The organism is Marinobacter lipolyticus (assembly GCF_018424605.1).
Classification (GTDB): domain Bacteria; phylum Pseudomonadota; class Gammaproteobacteria; order Pseudomonadales; family Oleiphilaceae; genus Marinobacter; species Marinobacter lipolyticus_B.
Window position 1 is genome coordinate 260,493 of sequence record NZ_QTKT01000002.1, and the last position, 25,459, is coordinate 285,951.

Below are 25,459 nucleotides of genomic sequence, written 5' to 3' on the forward strand. Positions count from 1 at the left end.
CCCGAAAACTCGAATACCATTGCTAACGGCTTTCCGGCTCCAGGATTCACTGCATAGGCCCTACGCCGTAATTCCACTACCGGTATCCGTGATTCCCCATTATGCTGGGGGAAAGACATCCGCCGAAGATGTAAGTGGCCTTGCCGATGCCTGTTGACCTGAAAACGATATTCCCCAAATTGATCAACCTGCTGCTCGATACCGTGTTCGTGGTGGATGAGCACGGTACGATCGTCTACGTCAGTGATGCCTGTGAAGAACTTTTGGGCTACGCCGCGCGGGAGATGATCGGGACAACCATCTTCGATTACGTTTTGCCCGAGGACCTTGACGCTACTCTGGAGGAAGCGGCCAGGGTGACCAGTGGTAAACGTCAATTGAACTTCGAAAACCGTTACCGGCACCGCGATGGCAGAGCCGTCCATATTCTGTGGTCTACCAGCTGGTATGAACAGGATCGGCTTAGAATTGGGTTGGCTCGGGATGTCACCGCGCTGAAACAGGCCGAGCTGCACCTGCGTTTCTTGGCCCACCACGACCCGCTTACCGGCCTGACCAACCGATCCCTGTTTTCCGACCGCCTGGAAACCGCTCTTCACACCGCCGACCGACACAACACCGGTCTGGCCCTATTGTTTCTCGATCTGGATGACTTCAAGCCGATTAACGACCAGTTCGGACATGAGATGGGCGACCAGTTGCTGGTTCAGATGGCTCGGCGGCTGGAGCAATGCACGCGCGATACCGATACGGTAGCGCGCATGGGTGGCGATGAGTTCACGGTGCTGCTGACGGGCATCGACAACCACGTCAGCCTGGCCACAGCAGTCGACAAGATCCGCGCTACGCTCGCCGAGCCATTCAGACTGGGCGACCGGTCGGTGTCCGTTTCCTGCAGCATCGGGACCGCCCTCTACCCTGAGGACGGCCGAACAGCCAGCGCGCTGCTCAGTTGCGCGGACGGGCGTATGTACGATCACAAGCGAAGGCAGAGTACCGCGACCACACTCTGAGCAAAGCTCTCAGAGGGTCTGCAGCTATGCTACGGTAATCAGGAAAATAGATCTTTGGCTACCAGCTGCCCTACTTGTTCAGTTGCATCGAGCCGTGCCTATCCGGCGGGGGCAGGTTGGGTAACATGGACTCCACGTCAATAATGTGGTTAGCGAAAAAAGCTTCCGCTGCCTCAATCAGAGCCGTCTCGGTTTTGAGGATGCCAAGATAGACCGGCCATTCGGCGTCGATCAGTTCCGTGCTGTAACGGTCCGGATCGACGTCCACCAGCAGTGCCAGAAACCGGAACTCCATGTCGTTCATGACGATGTAATCGCACCGTTTGTGCAGAAACATGTCCAGCATCTGCTCGGCATTGTACCCGTTATAGCGGACCAGTTCGGTACCGATCCTCCGCTCGAGTCGATCACTGTAAACAAACCATTTGCGCAGGCAGATGCTGCCCTGAAGGTCATCGAAGGAGTCCGGTTGTCGGCCAGGTTGCGCGAACACACGGTCGCGCCAGGTTAATACCGGCCCGACGGTGTGAATCCGGTCCGGCAGCGGCATCCATCGCGGGCTGGCGAAAACCGCGTTGGCCAGTTCTGCTTCCAGGGCCCAAGCCTGTCGTTTGCGTGGCGTTGGATGGAAGTCGGCTGCGATACCGGTCTGCAGGGTGAACTCATCCATCACCTCGACCAGAATGCCCTTGTTAAGGCTGTTACCGTAATAAAACGGTAGAAAGCCTTCATCTGACCCCATAATCTTGAGCGATTGCGACGAAACTGGAAGACACCAGAATGCTGCGATGAGCAGCAGGGCTAATCTCATTGGGTGCTGCTCCCATTAATTAATCCGGGTAGACAGGCGCTTGTACGACGTTGTCGTGGCGCGTTAGCACGCCCGCCTGACTTGTTTGGGATAGCATGCTTGGATCGCCACTCGCGGAGGCACCATGACTACCAAAACATTAAACCACCTATGCTCCCAGATTTCGACTCGCTCCAAGTCGGAACGTGCAGCGCTGGCTCGGGAGCTCAAATCTTCTCCGATCGTTATGGCCCAGCCACCTCGTACTTGCATGAGTTTGCTATAGTGTATTTTTTTACCGCTTCAAGGAAGAACGACTGGTGAAAACAGCGATACCGCAAGATCAACGTTATTCAGGTAAATCCTCCCGCCTACCTGAGCCCGCAGAGCCCGAAGAGATTGTTGTGTATCATTGGGGGCGCATCTTTGCTGCGCTTTTCGTATTGATTCTGGTAGTGGGAGGCATAATCTGGGGCGCTTTAGAGATCTTTGGCACCGGCGAGCAAAAGGAAGCGCTGGCAGAGAATCAGGAAGTGGAGTCGCCTTCTCTCCCGTCGGTATTTGTCGACCAGCCCGCGTCCGCCCAGCCTGCATCTATCGAGTTACCAAAGACCGCATCAAGTGATTCCAGTGTAGAACCTGCCTCCCCTCAGTTGGCCAGTGAAGTGAGCGAACCGGTGTCATCAGTAGGCCCCGCCTCCCTTCCGGCGCCGGCTGCAGGAGTATCCGAACCGTCCCGGGAAGATGCTGCCTCCATCAAACTACTTTCTGATCACCTGCTCCGGGCGCAACTGAGTACCGGCCTGGAGGGAAAAGAGCCAATTGACGACATCCCGAACGTTTTGACGATGGACAGTGACGGACTGATTCGAATTTACCTTTTTACCGAAATCCAGGGCATGGAAGGTCAGTTGCACTTCCACGACTGGTACCTGGAGGATGAACGGGTTGCGCGGGTGGAAATTAGCCCGTCGGTTGACCTCATGCGCGCATCCTCAGCCAAGTATATCGACCGACACATGGTGGGAGACTGGCGAGTTGAGGTGGTCACTGAGGAAGGCGAGCTTTTGGCCAAAGGGGAGTTCTCTGTTCTGCCTCTCTAACCGTCGTTGGAAGCAGAACGGGCGCAAGGTAGAAGGTGAAGCACTATGGGGCCGGAATGGGATTCACCCCAAAGTAAAGCCGGTTGCTAACCCAATACTATTCCGGGATTGTTTCTTCGGACGGAGGAGGCAACGAGCTTTAACGCCATGCCCAGCGGCCGGTTTTTGGAGGGCAGCGTAACAAACCGGTCCGACTGACGCTACTTGTTAGTTTCTATATGATGTTGCACATACTTTTCTGTCACCTCTAAAAACTCTTTTACATGGGGAGAGAAAGAGATAAGAGCCCGTATTTCATCATGGCTAACAGGCGTATAAGCTTCATGACATATACGGTGCCTTAGCTCAAACAGGGTGCTCAGGTTATTAAAAAGCCATGAATCTTTTTCATTGTCACTAAGTGGGAACAGCTCCACCCTTATATCCAAATCTTTTCGCCATTTCTTAAAGCTCTTAAAGAAGTCCTCCCCCAATATTTGGGTCATATTAGAGCCGATATCTTCAATATTATTTACTTTTAGAAGATGAGATATGAACTCACCTATCGTTAACCGGTTTGCTTCGAGATCAACAGCGGTTCTAAGGCTGTATTTTATATCAAACTTAGCCGCATTATCTTTATATATGGTATCCACATCTATAAGCTTTGCAAACAAAATCCTGAAGAAACTCTCAATGCAAGCAACAAGACCAACTGGCACATATTTTATGCCTTCGAGAAAGGCTGGGGCAAACACCTCCAACTCTGACTCTATCTCTTCGTTATCAGAAAATCCGCCAACCAAAGCTTCTTCGTAAAAATTCTCTAGCAAGCTAATATTATATATTCTGTCATAGATTCTATTAAAGCCATCCAATGGTGACTTTAAATGCCTTTTCTTTTCGAGAATTTCAAGAACGTAGTCTCTTTTTTTCATCGTCTTATAGTCAACTTATAAAAACTAACGCTGGGCGCAGCGGCCGATTTGTTGCGCGCAGTGCGACAAATCGGTCCGACTGGCGCCACTTATTAGGGCTTGTAGATAGACTCGTTATGGTAGTCAATGAATTGATCTGATATCTGATGTTCCTGCTTCGTGCGAATATCATCGGCACGAAGCTTAATCGCCCCATAATCTAATTGAGCATGGTGGTTTGGGCAGACACAAATCATATTTTCAATCACATCCGGCCCATCATGGGGCTGCCCCAATGGTTTAATGTGGTGAACCTCGGCGTACTTTTTCCCAGCAGGCATGCTCAATGCAATACCACAAAGCTGACACTCATACCCATGGATTAGCTTCACTCTGTAGGATAAAGCGGTATCTCTTATTATTCTCGATATAGAAATGTCTTCCCTATCGGGAGCTTCCAAATCGGATGGAACCAAATCAAACTTTTCTGCGAGATAAGGGGACCAGTCAAAGCTCTTAGCGCTTCTTATCTGTTCCGCCCACCAATCGTAATCTCCCTCTTCTTTACCAAACAAATGAAAATATCCTTTGCCTGGTTCAAGGGTAGAGAGACTGATAATCAATCCAGTTATGCCAGGAAATCCGTTGGCCTCTGTCCAATCTGCTAAAGCTGATAGTCCTTGCGGCTTTAGACTTTCTCCCCACTTTTCCCTTTGCTGATCAAGCCCCAGCAGATCATGACATTTCTTATAGCCAATGTATGTCTCAGGTCTTCCGGGTACAGCCTTATCAAGTCTTGCTACTAGCAATGAAAGTAAGTTTCTTCCTTGGACATCCAGCTCCATGAAGCTGTCTCCTTATTGTTTGCCCTAACAGCAGTTAGATAGCGGTCACATCGGCGACAAAACTTTGACCGCTTCATTATCCCGCTTTAGTTCGTAAGCTAACCACTAAAATGGCCATTAAATCATGTCTCTGCAAAGGTAGGGGGCAGCAATTCTGTACTATCGTACCGCAATAACGAAGCGCGCTTCATGTTCCCTTTTCTCTAGAAGCGTATACGCCGAGTACACAAAGCACAAACCCCGACGTATAGCCGGGGTCTGAAGGTAGAGTTAATGAAGGGGAAGGGGCTTACTTCCTCAACCCCATCTCCTCAATAGAAATCTCCCGCATCTTGAACTTCTGAATCTTCCCGGTGACCGTCATCGGGAAGGCATCCACAAACTTGTAGTTTCTGGGGATCTTGAAGTGGGCGATTTTGCCTTTGCAGAATTCCCGCAGTTCGTCGCCGGTGACCGGGTCAGCGTCCGGGGCCAGTTTTACCCAGGCGATCAGTTCTTCACCGTACTTGTCATCGGGGATGCCGGTTACCTGCACTTCCTCGATGGCGGGGTGGGTGTAGAGGAACTCTTCGATTTCTTTCGGGTAGATGTTCTCGCCGCCGCGGATGACCATGTCTTTGATGCGGCCGACGATCTGGATGTAGCCGTCTTCGTCCATGGTGGCCAGGTCGCCGGTGTGCATCCAGCCGGCGTCGTCGATGGCTTCGCGGGTTTTCTCGTCGTTATTCCAGTACTTCAGCATCACGCTGTAGCCACGGGTGCAGAGCTCGCCGATTTCGCCGCGGGGCACCACATTGCCGGTGCCGGGGTCGACGATCTTGGTTTCCAGGTGGGGCTGGGTGCGGCCCACGGTGGTGACCTGTTTCTCGAACGGGTCGAGGGAGCTGGTCTGGGTGGACACCGGGCTGGTTTCGGTCATGCCGTAGGCGATCTGAACTTCTTTCATGTTCATTTTGCCGTTGACCTTTTTCATCACTTCCGCCGGGCAGATGGAGCCGGCCATGATGCCGGTGCGCAGGCTGGAGAGGTCGTAGGTCTCGAAATCCGGCTCCGCCAGTTCGGCGATGAACATGGTGGGCACGCCGTACAGGGCGGTGGCTTTTTCCTGGTGCACGGCCTGCAGCACGGACTTGGGCTCGAAGCCTTCACCCGGGTAGATCATGGTGGAGCCGTGGGTAATGCAGCCCAGGTTGGCCATGACCATGCCGAAGCAGTGGTACAGGGGCACGGGAATCACTAGCCGGTCTTTTTCGGTGAAGCGCTGGCTCTCGGCCACAAAGTATCCGTTGTTGAGGATGTTGTGGTGGGTGAGGGTGGCGCCCTTGGGGTTGCCGGTGGTGCCGGAGGTGAACTGGATGTTGATGGGGTCATCGAACTGCAGCTGGCTCTGTACCTTGTCCAGGTCCGCCTGGGTGACGTCGCCGGCGAAGCCGAGGAATTCGGCCCAGGTCCACATGCCGTCGTGTTTGTCTTTGTCCAGGTTAATCACGGCGCGCAGCTCGGGTACTTTCTGGGCCTTGAGCTTACCGGGGGTGGCGGCTTTCAGCTCCGGTGCCAGCTCATAGACCATCTTGCGATAGTCGGAGGCCTTGAAGCTGTCTGCGGTAACCAGCACCGATACACCGGACAGGTTCAGGGCGTAATCCAGTTCGTGCACGCCGTAGGCCGGGTTGATGTTGACCAGGATGGCGCCCACTTTGGCAGTGGCGAACTGGGTAACGGTCCACTCATAGCGGTTGGGGGACCAGATGCCCACGCGGTCGCCCCGTTTCACGCCGATAGCGAGGAAGGCGCGGGCGGCTTCGTTGACCTTGTCCACGAACTCTTTATAGGTCCAGCGGATGTCCTGGTGCAGGGCGACCAGGGCTTCGGTGTTTGGATATTTCTCGGCGGTGCGGTCGAGCATTTCGCCGATGGTCATGCCCAGCAGCGGGGTTTCTGAGGTGCCGCTCGTATAACTTGGATAGTAGCTCGGTAGAGTGTTGCTCATGTTCTCTGCCTCCGTTGTTTTTGTAATTTGAAACGTTGTCGTCGAGGGCGAGCAGTGTGTGCCTGCTAGCGGCTCTGGCTGTGATACTCCGGGTTCGGTTGCATATCGCTGGCGATGGCCACGCGATTGGTCATGTTGTAGAAGCCGATCAGATTGCTGAGGTCCCAGATGGCGGTATCGCTGAGACCGGCGTCCCGGAGGGCCTGAATGTGTTCTTCGCTGGTGGTGGCCGGCGAGCGGGTCAGGTGCGAGGCGAAATCCAGCATCGCCCGCTGGCGCTGGTCGAGTTTCGCGGTGCGATAGTTCATCACCATGTGTTCGCCCAGCTGCGGGTCGCCGCTCAGCACCCGAACGGCGGCACCGTGGGCCACCAGGCAGTAGAAGCATTTGTTCTCGGAGGAAACCACCACGGCCACCATTTCCCGCTCCAGCTTGGTCAGTTCGCCTTCGCCGAGCATCAGCTCGTTGTAAAGCCGGGTGAAGCCTTCCAGTTGTTTCAGGTTTTGGCTGTAGGCGGTGAGTACGTTCGGGATCATGCCGAGTTTTTCCTGGCAGATCTGGAAGTACTTCTGGGTGTCTTCCGGCAAGTCGGTGATTTCGGGGATCGGCAGATCCAGGGCCACTACGTTCTTGTTCTTGTTCATTAACACTGTCCTTCGAGCGCCTGCCCGACTTTTGAGCCGTTGTGCCGCTTCAGTTGGCTGCTGATCCAGTCGCCGGTGGCAACCAGCTTGTTCAGGTCCACGCCGGTTTCAATGCCCAGTCCGTTCAGAAGGTATAGCACGTCTTCGGTGGCTACGTTGCCGGAGGCGCCTTTGGCGTAGGGGCAGCCGCCGAGGCCGGCGACGGAAGCATCGATGACGAAAACGCCTTCTTCCAGCACGGCGTAAAGGTTGGCCAGGGCCTGTCCGTAGGTGTCGTGGAAGTGCGCGGCCAGTTTCTCAATGGGCACCTCGGCCGCGACGGCTGCCAGCATGCGTTTGGCTTTTAGCGGGGTGCCTACACCGATGGTGTCGCCCAGGGAGATCTCGTAGCAGCCCATGTCCGCCAGGGCTTTGGCCACTTTGGCCACCTGTTCCGGGGCGATGTCACCCTCGTAGGGGCAGCCCAGCACGGTGGATACATAACCCCGCACCGGAATGCCGGCTTTGCCCGCGGCTTCCATCACCGGCGCGAAGCGGTCGAGGCTTTCGGCAATGGAGCAGTTGATGTTCTTCTGGCTGAACGATTCCGAGGCCGCCCCGAACACGGCGACTTCGTCCACGCCGGCCGCCAGGGCGTTTTCGAAGCCCTTGAGGTTGGGGGTGAGCACGGAGTAGCGCACACCGGATTTACGGTTGATGCCGGCCATTACCTCGGCAGCGTCGCCCATTTGCGGCACCCATTTCGGGGAGACAAAGCTGGCAGATTCGATGTGGGTGAGGCCGCAGTCGGCCAGGCGGTCGATCAGCCCGGTTTTGATCGCGGTGGCGATAACGTCACCGGGCTCATTCTGCAGGCCGTCCCGGGGGCTCATTTCCACCAGCCGTACCTGTTTGGGAAAGGCCATGTTACGCCGCCTCCTCGTCGCTGGTTTCGATGGCGATCAGCTCCGCACCTTCGGACACCTGGTCGCCCTCGGCGTAGAAGATGTCGGTCACCACGCCGTCGGCCGGGGCCTTGATGGCGTGCTCCATTTTCATGGCTTCCATGATCACCAGGGTCTGGCCGGCGGTGACCTTGTCGCCCACCTTTGCCTGGATGGCGACCACCGCGCCGTTCATCGGTGCGGCCAGGCTGCCGTCGCTGCCCATTTCCTCGGCGCCAAAGGTTTCCCGGAACACGTCACACTGGAAGGTGTCGCCCTCGTAGAACAGCACCAGCCGGTGATTGTGCAGGTTGCCGTGCACGCTGATGCGGTGGCCGTTGATGACGGCCTGCAGGTAGTCGTCGTCCAGCCGGCAATTGAGGTGGTAGATGCTGCCGCCCACCATCACCTGATAACGGTCGTCCCGTTCCAGAATCTTGAGTTCGTGCACCTCTTCGCCCACCAGCAGGTGCATGGGTTGGGCGTACTCGGAATTCATGCGCCAGCCGTTCTGGCGGCCGAACGGCGACCAGGGATCGGTGCTGACCACTTCACGGGATTTACGCTGTTCCAGCAGGAAACCAGCCGCCAGTACCAGCCCTTTGTGCAGGTCGAGGCGGGATTTGGGGAACAGCAGGTCCCGGTGGTCTTCAATGAAGCCGGTGGTCAGGTCCGCTTCCCGGAACGGCTGGGCGTCGGCCAGCGCGTGCAGGAAGCGGATGTTGGTTTTCACCCCAGCGATGCGGTAATGCTCCAGCGCCTGCACCATGCGGTTGATGGCCTGGTCGCGGGTTTCGTCCCACACGATGAGCTTGGCGATCATCGGGTCGTAGTGGATGCTGATGTCGTCGCCTTCGGTGACGCCAGTATCCACCCGTACATGGGCGCTCTCATCCGGCGTGCTCAGGTAACGCAGGTTGCCGGTGGCGGGCAGGAAGTCCTGATCCGGGTCTTCGGCGTAGATGCGGGCTTCCAAGGCGTGGCCGCGGGTTTTCACCTGAGACTGTTCCAGCGGCAGCGGGTCGCCCCAGGCCACTTTCAGCTGCCATTCCACCAGGTCCTGGCCGGTGACCATCTCGGTGACCGGGTGCTCTACCTGCAGGCGGGTGTTCATTTCCATAAAGAAGAAGGAGCCGTCCACGTCATAGAGGAATTCCACGGTGCCGGCGCCCACGTAGTTGATGGCCTGGGCGGCTTTGACGGCGGCTTCGCCCATGGCCTTGCGGGTGTCGTCACTCAGACCCGGGGCGGGAGCTTCTTCCAGAACTTTCTGGTGGCGGCGCTGCACGGAGCAGTCGCGTTCGGCCAGGTACACACCTTTGCCGCTCTTGTCGCAGAACACCTGGATTTCCACGTGGCGTGGCTGGGTCAGGTAGCGTTCGATGAGCATGTCGGGGTTGCCGAAGGCGTTCTTCGATTCCCGCTTGGCGGCGGCCAGGGCGTCGTCGAAGTCTTCCATGCGATCAACCACGCGCATGCCTTTGCCACCACCACCGGCGACGGCTTTGAGCAGCAGCGGGAAGCCGCACTTTTCGGCTTCCTTGCGCAGGGTGTCCGGAGACTGGTCGTCGCCGTGGTAACCCGGCACCAGCGGCACGCCAGCCTTTTCCATAATCGCCTTGGCGGCGGATTTGGAGCCCATGGCCGCGATGGCGGAAGAGGGCGGGCCGATGAACACAATGTTGTTGGCTTCACAGGCTTCGGCGAACTGGGTGTTCTCGGACAGGAAGCCGTAACCCGGGTGAATGGCCTGGGCGCCGCTTTCTTTGGCCACCTCGATGATCTTATCGGCTTTCAGGTAGCTCTCGGAGCTGGCGGCGGGGCCGATGTGAAAGGCTTCATCGGCCATGGCGACATGGCGTGCGTTGGCGTCGGCGTCGGAATAGACAGCCACCACACGTATCCCCATGCGATGGGCAGTCTGGATGATCCGGCAGGCGATTTCGCCGCGGTTGGCGATCAGGATTTTGCTAAACATTGTTGTTATTCCTCCGGAACCCAGTTGGCTTTGCGTTTGTTCAGGAAGGCGCTGAGCCCTTCCTGCCCCTCGGCACCCACCCGGATGTCCGCGATGCGTTGTGCGGTGTCGTCGATGACATCGTCACCGATCACCTTCTGGCTGACGGCGAACACCAGGTCCTTGGCGGCTTTCATGGCTTCGGGGCCGTTCAGGGCAAGCTGCAGCAGCAGTTCGTCGCAGCGGCGCTCCATGGCGGCCACGTCGTCACACACTTCGTGCACCAGTCCGAAGTGTTCGGCCTGGTGGGCGGTGAACACCTCGGCAGAGATGAAATAGCGGCGGGCCTGGCGCTCACCGATGGCGCGCACCACGTAGGGGCTGATCACCGCTGGTATCAGGCCGAGTTTCACTTCGCTCAGGCAGAAGCTGGCTTTCTCGGTGGCCAGCACGATGTCGCAGCAGGCGGCCAGGCCCACGGCGCCACCGAAGGCCGCGCCCTGGATCAGGCCGATCACCGGCTTGGACAGGTGGTTGAGCACGTTCATCAGCCGCGCCAGTTCCCGCGAGTCGTCCAGGTTTTCCTGGCGGGTGTTGTCCGCCATGCGGCGCATCCAGCCCAGGTCCGCCCCGGCGGAGAAGTGTTTGCCCTCGGAGCGCAGGATGACAACGCTGGTGTTGTCATCGGCGTTCACGGTTTCCAGCGCCTGAATCAGTTGCTGGATGATCACGTCGTCGAAGGCGTTGCGTTTGTCCGGGCGGTTGAGTACCACCTCGGCAACCCCGTCGCTGCGGCGTCTGAGCAGAACTGCGGATTCCTGTTCGGTCATGGCGTTTCCTCCGTCACATGCGGAACACGCCGAAGCGTGTTGGCTTGGCCGGGCGGTTCAGGGTGGCGGACAGGCTTAGGGCGACCACTTCCCGGGTCTGGGCCGGGTCGATCACGCCGTCGTCCCACAAGCGGGCGCTAGCGTAGTAGGGGTGGCCCTGGTGCTCGTAGGAGTCGATGATCGGCTTTTTGAACTCCGCCTCTTCCTCGCTGCTCCACTCCTGGCCCTTGCGCTCCATGCCTTCGCGCTTGACGGTGGCGAGCACGCCGGCGGCTTGCTCACCGCCCATCACCGAGATGCGGGCGTTGGGCCACATCCACAGGAAGTCCGGGCTGTAGGCGCGGCCGCACATGCCGTAGTTGCCGGCCCCGAAGCTGCCGCCGATCAGCACGGTGATCTTGGGCACATTGGCGCAGGCCACGGCCATAACCATTTTGGCGCCGTGTTTGGCGATGCCTTCGGCCTCGTGCTTCTGGCCCACCATGAAGCCGGTGATGTTCTGCAGGAACAGCAGCGGAATGTTGCGCTGGCAGCACAGTTCAATAAAGTGCGCGCCTTTCTGGGCGGACTCGCTGAACAGAATGCCGTTGTTGGCAATGATGCCCACGGGGTAGCCGTGGATGTGGGCGAAGCCGGTGACGAGGGTCTGGCCGTAGTAGCGTTTGAATTCATCGAACTCGGAGCCGTCCACGGTGCGCGCGATTACGTCCCGCACGTCGAACTGCTTGCGCAGATCGGTGCCGACGATGCCGTAGATCTCCTCGGCGTCATACAGCGGCGCACGGGGTTTCTGGATCTGCACGTCGGCCGGCTTGCGGCGGTTGAGGTTGGACACGCAGCGCCGGGCAATGTCCAGGGCGTGGGCATCGTTTTCGGCGTAGTGGTCGGCCACCCCGGAAATCTTGCAGTGTACGTCCGCGCCGCCGAGATCCTCGGCGCTGACCACTTCCCCGGTGGCGGCTTTCACCAGCGGCGGGCCGGCCAGGAAGATGGTTCCCTGTTCCTTTACGATGATGGATTCGTCGGCCATTGCAGGCACGTAGGCGCCACCGGCGGTGCACAGGCCCATGACGACGGCGATCTGCGGAATGTCGTCGGCAGACATGCGCGCCTGGTTGTAGAAGATGCGGCCGAAGTGATCGCGGTCCGGGAAGACGTCGTCCTGCCGGGGCAGGTTGGCGCCGCCGGAGTCGACCAGATAAATGCACGGCAGGCGGTTCTGCAGGGCGATTTCCTGGGCGCGCAGGTGTTTTTTCACGGTCAGCGGGTAGTAGCTGCCGCCTTTGACGGTGGCGTCGTTGGCGATGATCATGCATTCGGTGCCGGAGACGCGGCCCACACCGGCGATGACGCCGGCGGCGGGGACTTCTTCGTCGTAGACGTTGTAGGCGGCGAACTGGCCGATTTCGAGGAAGGGGGAGCCTTCATCGAGGAGGCGGTTGATGCGCTCTCTGGGCAGCAGTTTGCCGCGTGCCAGATGGCGTTCCTGGTAGGTGGGGCCGCCGCCTTGCTGGATGGTGGCGACTTTGTCCCGCAGGTCGGCCACGGCTTTGGCCATGGATTCCTGGTTGGCCTGGAACTCTTCGGACCTTGGGTTGATTTTGCTTTGTAGCACGGTCATGTTTTTTATTCCCTCAAGATTGGGGGCGTCCGGTGCTGACGGGCTGTCTTTCCGGGAACCGCTACGAGCACCCCTTGCGGGGTCCGGCCAGCAATCGCAGATTGCTGTCGTTCGGCTGCGCATGAAGCTCCGCTTCATAAACGCTTGCCTCACCCATGTGCGCTTCTCTCCGGCCATCCATGGCCTCCGAAATTCCCGAATCACTCTGCCCGCAGCCCCTCGTCAAACTTGGGTGCGAGCATTCGCACCGAATAAACGAAAGAACTCGTCGTTTATTTATTCAGATACAGCTCTCGGCCGATCAGCATGCGGCGGATCTCGGACGTGCCGGCACCGATTTCGTAGAGCTTGGCGTCGCGCAGCAGGCGGCCGGTCGGGTATTCGTTGATGTAGCCGTTGCCGCCCAGCAGCTGGATGGCGTCCAGGGCCAGTTTGGTGGCCATTTCGGCGGAGTAGAGGATGGCGCCGGCGGCGTCTTTGCGGGTGGTTTCACCGCGGTCGGCAGACATGGCGACCATGTAGACGTAGGACTTGGCGGTGTTCATCCAGGTGTACATGTCGGCGACTTTGCCCTGGACCAGTTCGAACTCGCCGATGGCCTGGCCGAACTGTTTGCGCTCGCGGATGTAGGGAACCACCACGTCCAGTGCGGCCTGCATGATGCCCAGCGGGCCGCCGGAGAGTACCAGGCGCTCGTAATCGAGACCGCTCATCAGTACTTTGGCGCCGTTGCCTTCACCACCCAGGATGTTTTCACGGGGCACTTTGCAGTCTCCAAACACCAGTTCACAGGTGTTGGAGCCGCGCATGCCGAGTTTGTCGAGTTTCTGGTGGCGGCTGAAGCCGGGGGCGTCGCGTTCTACGATGAAGGCGGTGACGCCGCGGGAGCCGGCCTGGGTGTCGGTTTTGGCGTAGATGACGTAGGTGTGCGCGTCGGGGCCGTTGGTGATCCACATTTTGCTGCCGTTGAGCACGAAGTGGTCGCCTTCGTCCCGGGCGGACAGTTTCATGGAGATAACGTCGGAGCCGGCGTTGGGTTCAGACATGGCCAGTGCGCCGATGTGTTCGCCGCTGACCAGTTTCGGCAGGTATTTCTGTTTCTGTTCTTCGGTGCCGTTGCGGTGAATCTGGTTCACGCACAGGTTGGAGTGGGCACCGTAGGACAGGCCAACGGAGGCGGAAGCGCGGCTGATTTCTTCCATGGCGATCACGTGCGCCAGGTAGCCCATGTCGGAGCCGCCGTATTCTTCGCTCACAGTAATACCCAGCAGGCCCATGTCACCCATTTTACGCCACAGATCCATGGGGAACTCGTTGTTGCGGTCGATCTCTTCCGCACGGGGGGCAATTTCCGCAGCGGCGAAGCCGTTGATCTGCTCGCGCAGCATGTCCAGGGTTTCGCCGAGGCCGAAGTTAAGCTCTGAGTATTGTGATTTCATTGTTGGCTACCTTGGTCTTCCGAATTGGTTGATGCCGGGGCTCAGGCCCCCGCCTGTTCTGATGTCTGTTGTTTTTCTTTCCGCTCTTGCAGATCGGCCAGAGCTTCGCGACAGCGGGCTTCTGCCGTGTCCATTTCCATCTCCGCCTGGGCGATGTCGTTTTTCTGCTGTTCCAGCTGGGCGCGTTTGTTGTCCAGAATGGTCAGCATCTTCAGCAACTGCTTTTCGTTACCGGTGAGGGTTTCGTCCCACAGGTCGAACAGTTCCTTGGTTTCCGCCAGGGAAAAACCCATGCGCTTGCCCCGCAGGATCAGCTTCAGACGCACGCGATCCTTGGAGCTGAAAATTCGTGTCTGCCCTCTGCGGGCGGGCTTCAGCAGGCCCTGGTCCTCGTAGAAGCGGACGCTCCGGGTGGTAACGTCAAACTCCTTGGCGAGTTCACTAATGCTGTATGTGGTTTTTTCTGCCATGACGATTTCCTTTTTAGACTAAGGTTAGATAAAGTTTACGTAAACGTAAAGTAAATTTTGGGCGTAAAAACCCACTTCCTGATTGGAAACACAAGGAGCAGGTTATGGAATTTCAGAATGTAGCGGCCATTGTAACCGGTGGCGCGTCCGGTTTGGGGGAAGGGGCTGCCCGTGCACTGGCGGCGGCTGGCTGCAAGGTGGCCATCCTTGATCTTCAGAAAGAGCAGGGCGAGGCGGTTGCAAAGGAGATCGGCGGGGTGTTTGTGCACTGCGATGTCAGCTCCGCCGACAGCGCCGAGGCGGCGCTGGCCAAAGCGCGGGAAGCCCATGGCCCTTGTGGTATTGCGGTCAACTGCGCCGGTATCGCGCCGGCGGCCAAGATTTTGGGCAGGGAAGGGGTGATGCCGCTGGAGAACTTCAGCAAGGTGGTTCAGGTCAACCTGGTAGGCACCTTCAATATTCTGCGTCTTGCGGCAGCGGATATGGCTCAGCGTGAGCCCAACGCCGACGGGGAGCGGGGCGTGATCATCAATACCGCGTCGGTGGCCGCCTACGAAGGCCAGATTGGCCAGGCGGCCTACAGTGCCTCCAAGGGCGGCGTGGTATCGCTGACTCTGCAATCGGCCCGTGAGCTGGCTCGGGAAGGCATCCGTGTAAATACGATTGCACCGGGCCTGTTCATGACGCCCATGATGGCGGGTATGCCCGAAGAAGTTCAGGACAGCCTGGCGGCCACGCTGCCGTTCCCGAAGCGCCTCGGCAAGCCGGAGGAGTTCGGCATGATGGTGGACCAGATGGTGCGCAACCCAATTCTCAATGGCGAAGTGATTCGTCTGGACTGCGCGCTTCGCATGGCGCCCAGGTAACGCATTCATTAGCAGGAGACAGTCATGACCGTGTCTGTTGATAAAGAAGAACTGGCAATGTTCCGGGAGTCCGTTATCAAGGTCCTGGAAAAAGAAGTCACGCCGCATTACGAGGCCTGGGAGAAGTCTGGGCTGGTGCCCCGCGAGCTCTGGAACACCCTGGGCAACGCCGGGATGCTGTGTGTGGATGTGCCCGAAGAGTGGGGCGGCATCGGTGCGCCCTTCCAGTTCTCCGTAGTGGTGGGCGAAGAGCTCGCGCGGTTAGGCTTCGGGGCGCTCTCTACCAACGTGATGGTGCACTCGGACATTGTCGCTCCCTATCTGAGCCACATGGGCAATGAAGAGCAGCGGCAGCAGTGGCTTCCCAAGCTGGTTTCCGGCGAAGCTGTTGGCGCAATTGCCATGACGGAGCCCGGCGCCGGTAGTGACCTGCAGGCGATCCGCACCAGTGCGGTGAAGGATGGTGATGAGTACACCCTGAACGGTTCCAAAACCTTCATCACCAACGGCCAGCATGCGGACATGGTCATCGTCGCCGCCAAAACCGACCCGAAAGCCGGCGCCCGCGGCATCAGCCTGTTCCTGGTGGACACCTCGCTGCCGGGCTACAGCAAGGGACGCAACCTGGACAAGATCGGCCAGCACTCCGGGGATACCTCCGAGATGTTTTTCTCCGACATGCGTATACCGGCTTCCGCGCTTCTTGGCGAAGAAGGCCAGGGCTTTGTGTATCTGATGCGCGAGCTGCCCCGGGAACGTCTGGTGATCGGTGCCCTGGGTGTGGCCGCCGCCCGTGGCTCCCTGGACCTGACCATCGCCTACGCCCAGGAACGGGAACTGTTCGGCCAGAAACTGGCCCAACTGCAGAACACCCGCTTTGAAATCGCCCGCATGGAAACCGACTACCGGGTGAACAAGGCATTCGTGGACCAGTGCATCGACCAGTACGACCGCGGCGAGCTGGATGCGCCAACTGCTTCTATGGCCAAGTACAGCGCCACCGAAATGCAGTGCCGCGTGGCCGATGGCTGCCTGCAGCTGTTTGGCGGTTACGGCTACACCACCGAATACCCGATTTCCCGGAACTTCATCGACGCAAGGGTGCAGCGAATTTATGGCGGCACCTCGGAGGTGATGAAAGAAATTATCGCCCGGTCTGTGCTGGGCAAAGCCTGATTAAGGCAGACGAACTCACAAGCTGAAGGGCCGAGTGCCAGACGCCTTTCCGGGACTGTCTGCAGCATGGATGCTGCAGTCAAGCGTACAGGGACGTATTCACAGCGTGTCCCGGAAAGGCGTCTGGCACTTGGCCCAGCACCAAATTAGAGGGCATTGAACATGAATGGTAACGACGTAGTAATAGCAGGCTCAGCAAGAACCCCCATGGGCGGCATGATGGGCTCCCTCAGCTCGGTGCGCTCCCCGGATCTGGGCGCGATCTCCATCAAGGCCGCCATTGAACGCTCCGGCCTGCAACCGGCGGATGTCCAGGAAGTGATCATGGGCTGCGTACTGCCCGCCGGCCTGGGCCAGGCCCCGGCGCGCCAGGCGTCCCGTGCTTCCGGCATTCCCGACAGCTCCGGCTGCACCACCATCAACAAGATGTGTGGCTCCGGCATGCAGGCGGTGATCATGGCCCACGACCAGATCAAGGCCGGCACCAACAACATCATGATCGCCGGCGGCATGGAAAACATGAGCCAGGCGCCGTACCTGCTGCCCAAGGCCCGCGGTGGCATGCGCATGGGCCACGGCCAGGTAATGGACAGCATGTTTCTGGACGGCCTGGAAGACGCCTACGAAGGCGGCCTGATGGGCGTCTTCGCCCAGCGCACCGCTGATAAATACGACATCAGCCGTCAGGCGATGGATGAGTTCGCCATCGGTTCCCTGCAGAAATCCTTGGCCGCCATCGAGAATGGCTGGTTCCGTGACGAGATTGTGCCGGTGACCGTATCCGGTCGTGGCGGCGACACCGAAGTCGACACCGACGAGCAGCCGGGAAACGCCAAGCCGGAGAAAATCCCGCACCTGAAGCCGGCATTCGCCAAAGACGGTTCTGTAACTGCGGCCAACTCCAGCTCCATCAGCGACGGCGCCTCCGCCCTGGTACTGGCCTCTGCCGCAGAAGCTGACGCCCGCGGCCTGACACCCCAGGCCCGCATTGTCGCCCACGCCACCCACGCCCGCTTGCCGGCCGAATTCACCCTGGCGCCCATCGGTGCGATTGAGAAGGTGCTGAAGAAAGCGGGCTGGTCCGTGGACGACGTGGACCTTTTCGAGATCAACGAAGCCTTCGCCGTGGTTACCCTGGCGGCCATCAACGAACTCAAGCTTCCGGCGGAGAAGGTCAACGTTCACGGCGGCGCCTGCGCGCTGGGCCACCCGATCGGCTCTTCAGGTTCGCGGATCATCGTTACCCTGATGAATGCCCTGAAGCAGCGTGGCCTCAGGCGTGGGGTTGCTTCGCTGTGTATTGGTGGTGGCGAGGGGACGGCTGTGGCTCTTGAGTTGATCTGACTTGACTTGGGAGATTGCGGTCCTTTGTAGCCTGCCGGTTGAGGGGCGGGCTTGCGGGGTGGCAGGTGGAGTTTTTCTTGGAAAAAGAACTCGCTTCGCTCAGACACCTTTTTCCGGCGAAAAATCCACCTGCCACCCCGCGCCGATGTGCAACACGGGTTCACCAAGTTAAAGACTTTTTGGTGTCTTGTTCTTTGGACCTATCGTTGTTGCCCGTCGGTAGGGGGTGGGGGTATCTTTTCTGACAGGGAAAAGATGTCTGAGCGAAGCGAGTTGTTTTCCCCGAAGAAAAGATACCCCCACCCCCGTACCTGCCCGCCAAACCTCAGGCTACGAAAGACCATGCCCGCCAAACCTCAGGCCGAACGAGACCGGGCCACAGAGTTTGAACCAAGAGCAACTTCGGCAACCGTGTGAAGCTTCTCCAGTTGCGACTGCAACATGGCAATCGGCCGCGTGCCTTCCAGGGTGAGGGCGATGTTCAGATGCTCGCCGGCGGTTTCAACCGCCATGGTGGCAATCCGGAACCCGCGGATGCGGACCACCTGGCACAAGCGCTCCAGGGCTGCGGCTTCCTGGATCATTCGGCAGTTGATGGTATAGCTGGGTGTTGATGACTGGCTCTGCGGGTTCATGCAACTTGCTCCTTGTTGGCTTTGGAAGTGCGTCGGGTTTCGTCAATCATGTCGGTGTTGCTGGCGCCGGGTTTTACGATGGGCCATACGTTGTCCTCGCGGCTGATGGCCACGTGCAGAAGCATCGGGCCGTCGTAGGCGAGGATGGTTTCGATGCCGCGGCGGATCTGGTCGGTGCGTTCGATGTGCAGGGCCGGGATGTCGAAGGCGCGGGCCATGGCGACGAAATCCGGATTGTCGTCCAGGTTGATCTGGCTTTCCCGGTTGGCGTAGAACAGCTCCTGCTGCTGGCGCACCATGCCCAGACACTGGTTGTCCATGATGATCAGTTTCACCGGAAGCCTGTAGCGGCGGATGGTGGCCAGCTCCTGGGCGTTCATCATGAACGAGCCATCGCCGGTGACGTTGATGACGGTGCTGTCGCGATCCGCAAACTGGGCGCCGATGGCCGCAGGCAGGCCGAAGCCCATGGTGCCAAGGCCGCCACTGGTGAGGTGGTGGCGCGGATGATCGAACTCGTAGTGCTGGGCCACCCACATCTGGTGCTGGCCCACGTCGCAGGCAACGATGGTGTCGTCCGGAGCGATGCGGGAAAGCTGGCGGATGAACGCCGGGCCGGTAATGGGGGCCAGGGGTTCTTCGTTGTCTGCAGCACTGAAGCCGCCGGTGGTGTGCCAGGTGCGGCATTGTCTCTGCCAGTCAGCGATGGTCAGCGGTTTGCTCGTCAACGCGCCGGTCAGGTTCTCGAGAATGGCGTTCAGCTCACCTCTTATCGCCAGGTCCGCCGGGCGCAGTTTGTTGATCTCCGCGGCGTCGGCGTCGATGTGGATCATCTTTGCGTTGGGGGCGAAGCCGTCCAGTTTGCCGGTGGCGCGGTCGTCCAGGCGGGCACCGATTACCAGCAACAGGTCGCATTCATCCACCGCCTTGTTGGCAGCCCGGGACCCGTGCATGCCCAGCATACCCAGGTTGTAAGGGTTGTGTTTGCCCGGGTTGCCGATGCCTTTCAGGGTGACGACCGCCGGCAGGGCAGATGACTCGGCAAAGGCGCGAAAGCGGTCCTCGGCATGGGCCAGGCTGATTCCGCCGCCGCTGTAGAGCAGAGGTTTGCGGGCGGCACGCAGCAGGGCGATGGCGTCGGTCAGGTCCGGGCAGCTCGCCGTTGGTTGTGCCGGAGTTGGGGCGGGTGCCGCGGCAACCTCGGTCAACAATATGTCCTTGGGAATATCAATCCAAACCGGCCCCGGCCGGCCGCTCTGGGCCAGTGTCATGGCCTCTTCCATGACGGCGGGCAGGCTGTCGGCGTCGTCGACAAGGTAGCTGTGTTTGACGATGCCCAGGGTCATGCCCAGCACGTCGGTTTCCTGGAAGGCGTCGGTGCCGATCAGCCCGGAAGGCACCTGGCCGGTGATGACCAGCATGGGGATGGAGTCCCGGTGGGCGTTGGCGACGCCGGTGATCAGGTTGGTGGCACCGGGGCCGGAGGTGGCAATGCACACGCCCAGCTTGCCGCTGGCGCGGGCGTAACCATCGGCGGCCAGGGCGCAGGCCTGTTCGTGGCGGCACAGCACGTGTTCCACACCCACATCGTCCACCAAGGCATCGTATAGCGGCATGATGCAGCCACCCGGATAGCCGAAAACCGTGCTGATGTTGTGGCGATGGAACGCGTCAAGAATGTGCTGTGCGCCGTTCATGGTCGTTTTTCCCTTTTTCTTGCTGCAAAAAAAAGCCCCCGGGACCTTTTGGTGCCGGGGGCTTTTGGTGTCTTGTCAGGTTTGTCGCTATCTCACCCGCTTGTCCACGCAAAAGCCCCCGGTCGGTACCATGACCACCAGGACAAGCTTCACAAGGATAATGACGGCGTTCAGATTCATGAGATAAGTGCGTCTGTTCAAACTCTGTTAACGATGATCAAAAGTTAACCCAGCGGCTGTCGCCAGCGCAACCCCTCACCTTACTTTTTTGTGATAACGTTTCATTCCTTTTTCATACAACGCATGCGCAATAGAACGAGAACAACATGAGTAAAAGCAGGTGGGGCTCCCTGGGTTTGGCATTCCTGATCGTCGTTGGGCTGATTCTGTGGATGGTCAGTGGCGAGGTCAAAGTGGCGCAGCAGGACGCGCCTGAAATGCAGGAGCCACCGGCACCGGAGCGCCCGCGGGTAGAGGTGGAAACCCTTCAGGCCCGTTTGTACGAGCCGGGCCTGATGCTTCAGGGGCAATTGGAACCCTGGCGTTCCGTGACCATCAGCGCCGGAGTCAGCGGCACGGTAGAAGAACTGATGGTGCGGCAGGGCGAACGGGTGGAGCAAGGGCAACCGCTGCTTCGGCTGTCCGACGATGGACGCCGGTCGGATGTGGAGCGCTGGCAGGCGCGAATTCGTAAACTGGAAGCGGATCTGACTGCCGCCCAGCGTCTGGGCTCCAGCAATCTGGTGAGTCAATCGGAGATTCTGGGACTGGAAAGCGAGTTGGCCGGCGCGCGGGCGGAACTGGCCCAGGCACGCACTGCCATCAGGGATCTGAGTCCCGAAGCGCCCTTTGATGGGGTGGTGAACCATCGCCATGTGGATCTGGGCAATCTGGTGCAGCCCGGTACCGGCATGCTGGACCTGGTCCAGGTCGACCGGCTCAAGGCCACCGGGCAAATTCCCCAGCAGTCGGTCAGTCAGGTTGGGGTGGGGCAGGCTGTCTCGATCCGCCTGCTGGACGGCGCATCGCTGGAAGGTGAGGTCAGTTTTGTGGCCAGTGCTGCCGATCCCGAGACCCGCAGTTTCGCCGTCGAAGTCACGGTGGAGAATCCCGACCTCAAGCGCCTAGCCGGGGGCAGCGCCACGCTGCGCATTGCCCTGCCGGAAACCCGTGCCACCTTCGTTTCGCCGGCGTACCTGTCTCTCGGTGACGATGGCCGCCCCGGCGTACGCTACGTCAACGATAACGACGAAGTGGTGTTTCGCAGCGTGCGGCTGTTCAACGTCACCACCGATGGCGCCTGGGTCGGTGGGTTGCCGGATGAGATCCGTCTGATCACCCGCGGCGGCGGATTTGTGGCGATCGGCCAGCGGGTCGAGCCGGTTGACCGCGACAGTAACCGGGGCTGATCAGCATGCGCGCTTTGATTCATGCGGCGCTTGACCGCAGCCGGACCACCCTGCTGACCCTGAGCTTCCTGATTCTGGGCGGGATTGCCGCCTTCTATACCATCCCCAAAGAAGCCAATCCCGATATCACCATCCCGATGATCTACGTCTCGATGACGCTGGAGGGCGTCAGCCCGGAGGATGGCGAGCGCTTGCTGGTGCGACCGATGGAGCAGGAGCTGCGGTCGCTGGAGGGGGTCAAGGAGATGCGAGGCACCGCATCTGAGGGGCACGCCTCGGTGATGCTGGAGTTCGATGCCGGGTTCGATCCCGACAAGGCGCTGCAGGATGTGCGTGAGAAAGTTGACACTGCACGCGCCAAAATTCCCCAGGAGGCCGACGAGCCGCGGGTGAACGAGATCAACGTCTCGCTGTTCCCGGTGCTGTCTGTCGGGCTTTCCGGTCCGTTGTCCGAGCGTGAACTGATCACGGTGGCTCGGCGCCTGCAGGATGCCATTGAGGGCATACCCGAGGTATTGGAAGTGGAGATCGGCGGAGACCGTGAGGACTTGCTGGAAGTGGTGGTTGATCCTCAGGTGCTGGAAAGCTATGGCGTCGATTTCGACCAGCTCGCGTCCCTGGTGACCCGCAACAATCAGCTGGTGGCAGCCGGCAGTCTCGACACAGGCGCAGGACGGATGGCCATCAAGGTGCCGGGCATTATCGAGAATATCGAAGATGTGATGACCATGCCGATCAAGGTTAGCGACGATACGGTGGTCACCTTCGGCGATGTCGCCATGCTGCAGCGCACGTTCAAGGATCCTACCGGCTTTGCCCGCATCAATGGCGAACCGGCGCTGGTGCTGGAGGTGTCCAAGCGGGCCGGCGCCAACATCATAGAGACCATTGCCAAGGTTCGTGGGCTGATTGAAGGTGCGCACTCGGAGTTACCGGAAGAGCTGGAAGTCCGCTACATCATGGATCAGTCAACGGAAGTGCGGGACATACTCAGCGACCTGCTGAACAACGTGCTGACCGCGATCGTTCTGGTGATTATCGTGGTCATCGCGGCCATGGGGCCGCGGTCGGCGGTACTGGTCGGACTGACCATTCCCGGTGCGTTCCTCACGGGTATTCTGGTGATCTGGGGCATGGGTCTGACCCTGAACATTGTGGTGCTGTTCAGTCTCATTCTGGTGGCGGGAATGCTGGTGGACGGCGCCATTGTGGTCTCCGAGCTGGCGGACCGGAACCTGTCCGAAGGCCAGACGGTACGCTCCGCCTGGGCCGATGCCGCCAGCCGCATGGCGTGGCCGATCATCGCCTCCACCGCCACCACGCTGGCGGTGTTCGCCCCGCTGCTGTTCTGGCCGGGGGTGGTTGGCGAATTCATGAAGTTCCTGCCGATTACGGTGATCATCTGCCTGGCCGCCTCGTTGCTGATGGCGTTGGTGTTCCTGCCGGTGCTGGGTGGTGTCAGCGGTGGGCGCCGGGTTCGCCACAGCACGGGTGGCGGAGCGATGACGGCCGGCTACCGCAAGGTGCTGGGCAAGCTGCTGGGCTATCCCGGCTTTACACTGCTCGGGGTGCTGGCCGTTATTGTTGTGATCTACGCCGGCTATGCGCGTTTCAACCACGGTGTGGAGTTCTTTCCGAGCGTCGAGCCGGATTCCGCCCAGGTTCAGGTGAGGGCGCGGGGGGATCTGTCGGTCTGGGAGAGGGACACCATCGTGCGGGAGGTCGAGCAGCGGCTGCAGGATATGCCCGAGGTCAAGGCGCTGTACGCCCGCTCCATGGTCGCGCCGGACAGCCAGCTTGCGCCGGATGTGATCGGGGTACTGCAGTTCCAGTTCAATGACTGGTTTACCCGGCGACCGGCAAACGAGATTCTTGAGGATTTCCGTCAGCGCACTGCGGACATTCCCGGCATTGAGCTGGAATTCCGCAAGCAGGAGGGCGGCCCGGCGGATGGCAAACCGGTTGAACTGAAAGTCAGCAGTGTGGAAGCCGGCAGGCTCGATGCCTACGTCGACCGGTTGAGAGCCCGTATGGAGGCGATGGGTGGCTTTGTGGATATTGAAGACGACCGCAGCCTGCCCGGGATTGAATGGCAATTGAAGGTGGACCGGGAGTCGGCGGCCCGGTTCGGTACTGACGTGCTGAGCGTGGGCAGTGCCGTGCGGCTGATCACCAATGGCCTGGTGCTGGCAACGTACCGTCCGGAAGATGTGCGGGATGAAGTGGACATTGCGGTGCGGGTGCCCAATGACTGGCGGGAACTGGATCAGTTCCAGCGCCAGACCATCAACACCAATCGCGGGCAGGCACCGTTGTCGGAATTTGTGTCCCTTGAGCCGGGCCAGAAAACCGGCAGCATCGTGCGTGTGGATGGGCAACGCACCATCACCATCAAATCCGATCTGGAGCCGGGACGACGGGTAGACGAATTGCTGCGCAGTCTTCAGGCGGATATGCCGGAACCGCCGCCCGGTATCATTGTGCAGGTGGCGGGTGAAAACGAAGACCAGCAGCAGGCTGCGAATTTTCTGGCCACCGCTTTCGTGGTAGCCATCGCGATGATGCTGCTGATTCTGGTGACCCAGTTCAACTCCCTGTACCAGACCTTCCTGATCCTGTCGGCCATTGTGTTGTCCACCGCCGGCGTGCTGCTTGGCCTGCTGCTCAATGGTCAGTCGTTCGGCATCGTCATGGTGGGGATGGGGATCATCGCCCTGGCGGGGATCGTGGTGAACAACAACATCATTCTGATCGACACCTACAACCAGATGCGCCGGAGCGGCATGGCCGCCTACGAAGCAGCGCTGGAAACCGGTTGCCTGCGTTTGCGGCCAGTGCTGCTGACGGCAGTAACCACGGTCCTCGGTCTGATGCCGATGGTGCTCGGTATCAACGTGGATCTGCTGACGCCCTCATTGGGAATCGGCGCGCCATCCACCCAGTGGTGGACCCAGCTCTCCAGTGCCATCGCCGGTGGCCTGACCTTTGCCACCGTGCTGACCCTACTGCTGACCCCGGCACTGCTGGTGTTGGGGGATAAGGCCGGGTACCGCATCCGAGGATTGTTCAGGCGATGAACGGTCGAACGAACCCGTTGACCGAACTGTTCCGCGACGACGCACTGCTGGTGGTCCATAAGCCGGCGGGGTTGCTGGTGCACCGCAGCCCCATCGACCGCCATGAAACGGAATTTGCCCTGCAACACGCGCGCGCGCTGAACGGCGGTGAGCATGTGTATCCGGTACACCGGCTGGATCGGCCAACTTCCGGGGTGCTGGTGTTTGGTCGCAATGCCGAGGTCGCCCGGGATCTGGGCCAGCAATTGATGGCCGGCACAGTCGCCAAAACCTATGTGGCGCTGGTTCGCGGCTGGCCAGCAGAACAGGGCGTGATCGATCATCCGTTGCGGGAGGAGCCGGAAGACCGGCGCCTGAAGGGCATGGAGCAACCGGTGCGTGAGGCGCTGACCCGGTATCGCCGGCTGGCAACGACGGAGCTTCCGGTACGGGTCGAAGGTTACCCGACCAGCCGTTACGCTGTGGTGGAACTGGCGCCAGCAACCGGGCGGAAGCACCAGTTGCGACGGCACATGAAGCACATCAGCCACCCGATTATCGGCGATGCCAACCATGGGCGGGGGCGCCACAATCGCTATTTTGCCGAGCGGTTTGGTGAAGGCCGGCTGATGCTGGCAGCGACCAGTATCGAATTCCGGCATCCGCTGACAAAGGCGCCGACCCGCATCGAGAGTTTCCTCGAGCAGAGCTTTGTCCGGGTGCTGAGTATCTTCCCCGGGTTTCAATGGCACTAG

21 protein-coding genes are annotated in these 25,459 nt (G+C 59.6%); 8 read left to right on the forward strand and 13 right to left on the reverse strand.

Annotated features, from left to right (window positions below; genetic code table 11):
- Positions 1 to 146: 146 nt before the first annotated feature.
- Complete coding sequence (locus DYI22_RS03670; RefSeq protein ID WP_213476881.1) at positions 147 to 1,013, forward strand: sensor domain-containing diguanylate cyclase; 867 nt, start codon at positions 147 to 149, stop codon at positions 1,011 to 1,013.
- A 70-nt stretch (positions 1,014 to 1,083) separates the two neighbouring features.
- Here DYI22_RS03670 and DYI22_RS03675 read toward each other — a convergent pair whose 3' ends face one another.
- A complete protein-coding gene (locus tag DYI22_RS03675) occupies positions 1,084 to 1,824 on the reverse strand; it encodes a substrate-binding periplasmic protein (RefSeq protein ID WP_213476685.1) in 741 nt (246 codons plus the stop codon).
- A gap of 299 nt (positions 1,825 to 2,123) precedes the next feature.
- Here DYI22_RS03675 and DYI22_RS17610 point away from each other — a divergent pair, with 299 nt between their 5' ends.
- A complete protein-coding gene (locus DYI22_RS17610; protein WP_213476686.1) occupies positions 2,124 to 2,906 on the forward strand; it encodes a DUF2914 domain-containing protein in 783 nt (260 codons plus the stop codon).
- Positions 2,907 to 3,106: 200 nt separating this feature from the next.
- Here DYI22_RS17610 and DYI22_RS03685 read toward each other — a convergent pair whose 3' ends face one another.
- From DYI22_RS03685 to DYI22_RS03730, 10 genes are all read right to left on the reverse strand, one after another.
- Positions 3,107 to 3,823: a HEPN domain-containing protein gene (locus tag DYI22_RS03685; RefSeq protein ID WP_213476687.1), complete on the reverse strand. Its 717-nt coding sequence runs from the start codon at positions 3,821 to 3,823 to the stop codon at positions 3,107 to 3,109.
- A 92-nt stretch (positions 3,824 to 3,915) separates the two neighbouring features.
- Complete coding sequence (locus DYI22_RS03690) at positions 3,916 to 4,647, reverse strand: HNH endonuclease (protein WP_213476688.1); 732 nt, start codon at positions 4,645 to 4,647, stop codon at positions 3,916 to 3,918.
- Positions 4,648 to 4,936: 289 nt separating this feature from the next.
- Complete coding sequence (locus DYI22_RS03695) at positions 4,937 to 6,637, reverse strand: AMP-binding protein (RefSeq protein WP_213476689.1); 1,701 nt, start codon at positions 6,635 to 6,637, stop codon at positions 4,937 to 4,939.
- Between the two features lie 65 nt (positions 6,638 to 6,702).
- Positions 6,703 to 7,281 (reverse strand): peroxidase-related enzyme, encoded by a 579-nt coding sequence (locus DYI22_RS03700; RefSeq protein ID WP_213476690.1) that lies wholly within the window; start codon positions 7,279 to 7,281, stop codon positions 6,703 to 6,705.
- Positions 7,281 to 8,186: a hydroxymethylglutaryl-CoA lyase gene (locus DYI22_RS03705; RefSeq protein ID WP_213476691.1), complete on the reverse strand. Its 906-nt coding sequence runs from the start codon at positions 8,184 to 8,186 to the stop codon at positions 7,281 to 7,283. The genes DYI22_RS03700 and DYI22_RS03705 overlap by 1 nt, the downstream gene beginning before the upstream one ends.
- A 1-nt stretch (position 8,187) precedes the next feature.
- Positions 8,188 to 10,182: an acetyl/propionyl/methylcrotonyl-CoA carboxylase subunit alpha gene (locus DYI22_RS03710; RefSeq protein ID WP_213476692.1), complete on the reverse strand. Its 1,995-nt coding sequence runs from the start codon at positions 10,180 to 10,182 to the stop codon at positions 8,188 to 8,190.
- A gap of 5 nt (positions 10,183 to 10,187) precedes the next feature.
- Positions 10,188 to 10,991 carry an enoyl-CoA hydratase-related protein gene (locus tag DYI22_RS03715; RefSeq protein WP_213476693.1) on the reverse strand — a complete coding sequence of 268 codons (804 nt, stop codon included), beginning with the start codon at positions 10,989 to 10,991 and terminating at the stop codon, positions 10,188 to 10,190.
- Between the two features lie 13 nt (positions 10,992 to 11,004).
- Positions 11,005 to 12,612, reverse strand: coding sequence for a carboxyl transferase domain-containing protein (locus tag DYI22_RS03720; RefSeq protein ID WP_213476694.1), 1,608 nt, complete (start codon positions 12,610 to 12,612; stop codon positions 11,005 to 11,007).
- Between the two features lie 272 nt (positions 12,613 to 12,884).
- Positions 12,885 to 14,051 (reverse strand): isovaleryl-CoA dehydrogenase, encoded by a 1,167-nt coding sequence (locus tag DYI22_RS03725; protein WP_213476695.1) that lies wholly within the window; start codon positions 14,049 to 14,051, stop codon positions 12,885 to 12,887.
- 41 nt (positions 14,052 to 14,092) lie between these two features.
- Complete coding sequence (locus DYI22_RS03730) at positions 14,093 to 14,521, reverse strand: MerR family transcriptional regulator (RefSeq protein ID WP_213476696.1); 429 nt, start codon at positions 14,519 to 14,521, stop codon at positions 14,093 to 14,095.
- 104 nt (positions 14,522 to 14,625) lie between these two features.
- On the opposite strand from DYI22_RS03730, the gene DYI22_RS03735 reads away from it, so the two are divergent.
- The 3 genes from DYI22_RS03735 (at position 14,626) to DYI22_RS03745 (ending at position 17,907) form a co-directional block, all read left to right on the forward strand.
- On the forward strand, positions 14,626 to 15,387 hold the full coding sequence (locus DYI22_RS03735) for a 3-hydroxyacyl-CoA dehydrogenase (protein ID WP_213476697.1): 762 nt from the start codon (positions 14,626 to 14,628) through the stop codon (positions 15,385 to 15,387).
- A gap of 24 nt (positions 15,388 to 15,411) precedes the next feature.
- Complete coding sequence (locus DYI22_RS03740) at positions 15,412 to 16,563, forward strand: acyl-CoA dehydrogenase family protein (RefSeq protein ID WP_213476698.1); 1,152 nt, start codon at positions 15,412 to 15,414, stop codon at positions 16,561 to 16,563.
- Between the two features lie 162 nt (positions 16,564 to 16,725).
- Complete coding sequence (locus DYI22_RS03745; RefSeq protein ID WP_213476699.1) at positions 16,726 to 17,907, forward strand: thiolase family protein; 1,182 nt, start codon at positions 16,726 to 16,728, stop codon at positions 17,905 to 17,907.
- Positions 17,908 to 18,263: 356 nt separating this feature from the next.
- Here the strand turns inward: DYI22_RS03745 and DYI22_RS03750 are convergent, their stop codons facing one another.
- Entirely contained in the window at positions 18,264 to 18,542 is a 279-nt protein-coding gene (locus DYI22_RS03750) for an ACT domain-containing protein (RefSeq protein WP_213476700.1), read from the reverse strand.
- Complete coding sequence (gene ilvG / locus DYI22_RS03755; RefSeq protein WP_213476701.1) at positions 18,539 to 20,239, reverse strand: acetolactate synthase 2 catalytic subunit; 1,701 nt, start codon at positions 20,237 to 20,239, stop codon at positions 18,539 to 18,541. The genes DYI22_RS03750 and ilvG overlap by 4 nt, the downstream gene beginning before the upstream one ends.
- Before the next feature lie 326 nt (positions 20,240 to 20,565).
- Between ilvG and DYI22_RS03760 the strand changes: the two genes are divergently transcribed.
- The 3 genes from DYI22_RS03760 to DYI22_RS03770 are packed head-to-tail and all read left to right on the forward strand — an operon-like array spanning position 20,566 to position 25,459.
- Entirely contained in the window at positions 20,566 to 21,648 is a 1,083-nt protein-coding gene (locus tag DYI22_RS03760; RefSeq protein WP_213476702.1) for an efflux RND transporter periplasmic adaptor subunit, read from the forward strand.
- A 5-nt stretch (positions 21,649 to 21,653) separates the two neighbouring features.
- Complete coding sequence (locus tag DYI22_RS03765; RefSeq protein WP_213476703.1) at positions 21,654 to 24,725, forward strand: efflux RND transporter permease subunit; 3,072 nt, start codon at positions 21,654 to 21,656, stop codon at positions 24,723 to 24,725.
- Positions 24,722 to 25,459 carry a pseudouridine synthase gene (locus tag DYI22_RS03770; RefSeq protein ID WP_213476704.1) on the forward strand — a complete coding sequence of 246 codons (738 nt, stop codon included), beginning with the start codon at positions 24,722 to 24,724 and terminating at the stop codon, positions 25,457 to 25,459. The genes DYI22_RS03765 and DYI22_RS03770 overlap by 4 nt, the downstream gene beginning before the upstream one ends.

Excerpts from the sequence above, each read along its gene's own strand:
- DYI22_RS03695 (WP_213476689.1), bottom strand. The coding sequence starts at position 6,637 with ATGAGCAACACTCTACCGAGCTACTATCCAAGTTATACGAGCGGCACC.
- DYI22_RS03740 (WP_213476698.1), top strand. The coding sequence starts at position 15,412 with ATGACCGTGTCTGTTGATAAAGAAGAACTGGCAATGTTCCGGGAGTCC.
- DYI22_RS03670 (WP_213476881.1), top strand. The coding sequence starts at position 147 with ATGCCTGTTGACCTGAAAACGATATTCCCCAAATTGATCAACCTGCTG.
- DYI22_RS03685 (WP_213476687.1), bottom strand. The coding sequence starts at position 3,823 with ATGAAAAAAAGAGACTACGTTCTTGAAATTCTCGAAAAGAAAAGGCAT.
- DYI22_RS03700 (WP_213476690.1), bottom strand. The coding sequence starts at position 7,281 with ATGAACAAGAACAAGAACGTAGTGGCCCTGGATCTGCCGATCCCCGAA.
- DYI22_RS03690 (WP_213476688.1), bottom strand. The coding sequence starts at position 4,647 with ATGGAGCTGGATGTCCAAGGAAGAAACTTACTTTCATTGCTAGTAGCA.
- DYI22_RS03765 (WP_213476703.1), top strand. The coding sequence starts at position 21,654 with ATGCGCGCTTTGATTCATGCGGCGCTTGACCGCAGCCGGACCACCCTG.
- DYI22_RS03750 (WP_213476700.1), bottom strand. The coding sequence starts at position 18,542 with ATGAACCCGCAGAGCCAGTCATCAACACCCAGCTATACCATCAACTGC.
- DYI22_RS03725 (WP_213476695.1), bottom strand. The coding sequence starts at position 14,051 with ATGAAATCACAATACTCAGAGCTTAACTTCGGCCTCGGCGAAACCCTG.
- DYI22_RS03760 (WP_213476702.1), top strand. The coding sequence starts at position 20,566 with ATGAGTAAAAGCAGGTGGGGCTCCCTGGGTTTGGCATTCCTGATCGTC.
- DYI22_RS03720 (WP_213476694.1), bottom strand. The coding sequence starts at position 12,612 with ATGACCGTGCTACAAAGCAAAATCAACCCAAGGTCCGAAGAGTTCCAG.
- DYI22_RS03715 (WP_213476693.1), bottom strand. The coding sequence starts at position 10,991 with ATGACCGAACAGGAATCCGCAGTTCTGCTCAGACGCCGCAGCGACGGG.
- DYI22_RS03730 (WP_213476696.1), bottom strand. The coding sequence starts at position 14,521 with ATGGCAGAAAAAACCACATACAGCATTAGTGAACTCGCCAAGGAGTTT.
- DYI22_RS03705 (WP_213476691.1), bottom strand. The coding sequence starts at position 8,186 with ATGGCCTTTCCCAAACAGGTACGGCTGGTGGAAATGAGCCCCCGGGAC.
- DYI22_RS03745 (WP_213476699.1), top strand. The coding sequence starts at position 16,726 with ATGAATGGTAACGACGTAGTAATAGCAGGCTCAGCAAGAACCCCCATG.
- DYI22_RS03770 (WP_213476704.1), top strand. The coding sequence starts at position 24,722 with ATGAACGGTCGAACGAACCCGTTGACCGAACTGTTCCGCGACGACGCA.
- DYI22_RS03735 (WP_213476697.1), top strand. The coding sequence starts at position 14,626 with ATGGAATTTCAGAATGTAGCGGCCATTGTAACCGGTGGCGCGTCCGGT.
- ilvG (WP_213476701.1), bottom strand. The coding sequence starts at position 20,239 with ATGAACGGCGCACAGCACATTCTTGACGCGTTCCATCGCCACAACATC.
- DYI22_RS03675 (WP_213476685.1), bottom strand. The coding sequence starts at position 1,824 with ATGAGATTAGCCCTGCTGCTCATCGCAGCATTCTGGTGTCTTCCAGTT.
- DYI22_RS03710 (WP_213476692.1), bottom strand. The coding sequence starts at position 10,182 with ATGTTTAGCAAAATCCTGATCGCCAACCGCGGCGAAATCGCCTGCCGG.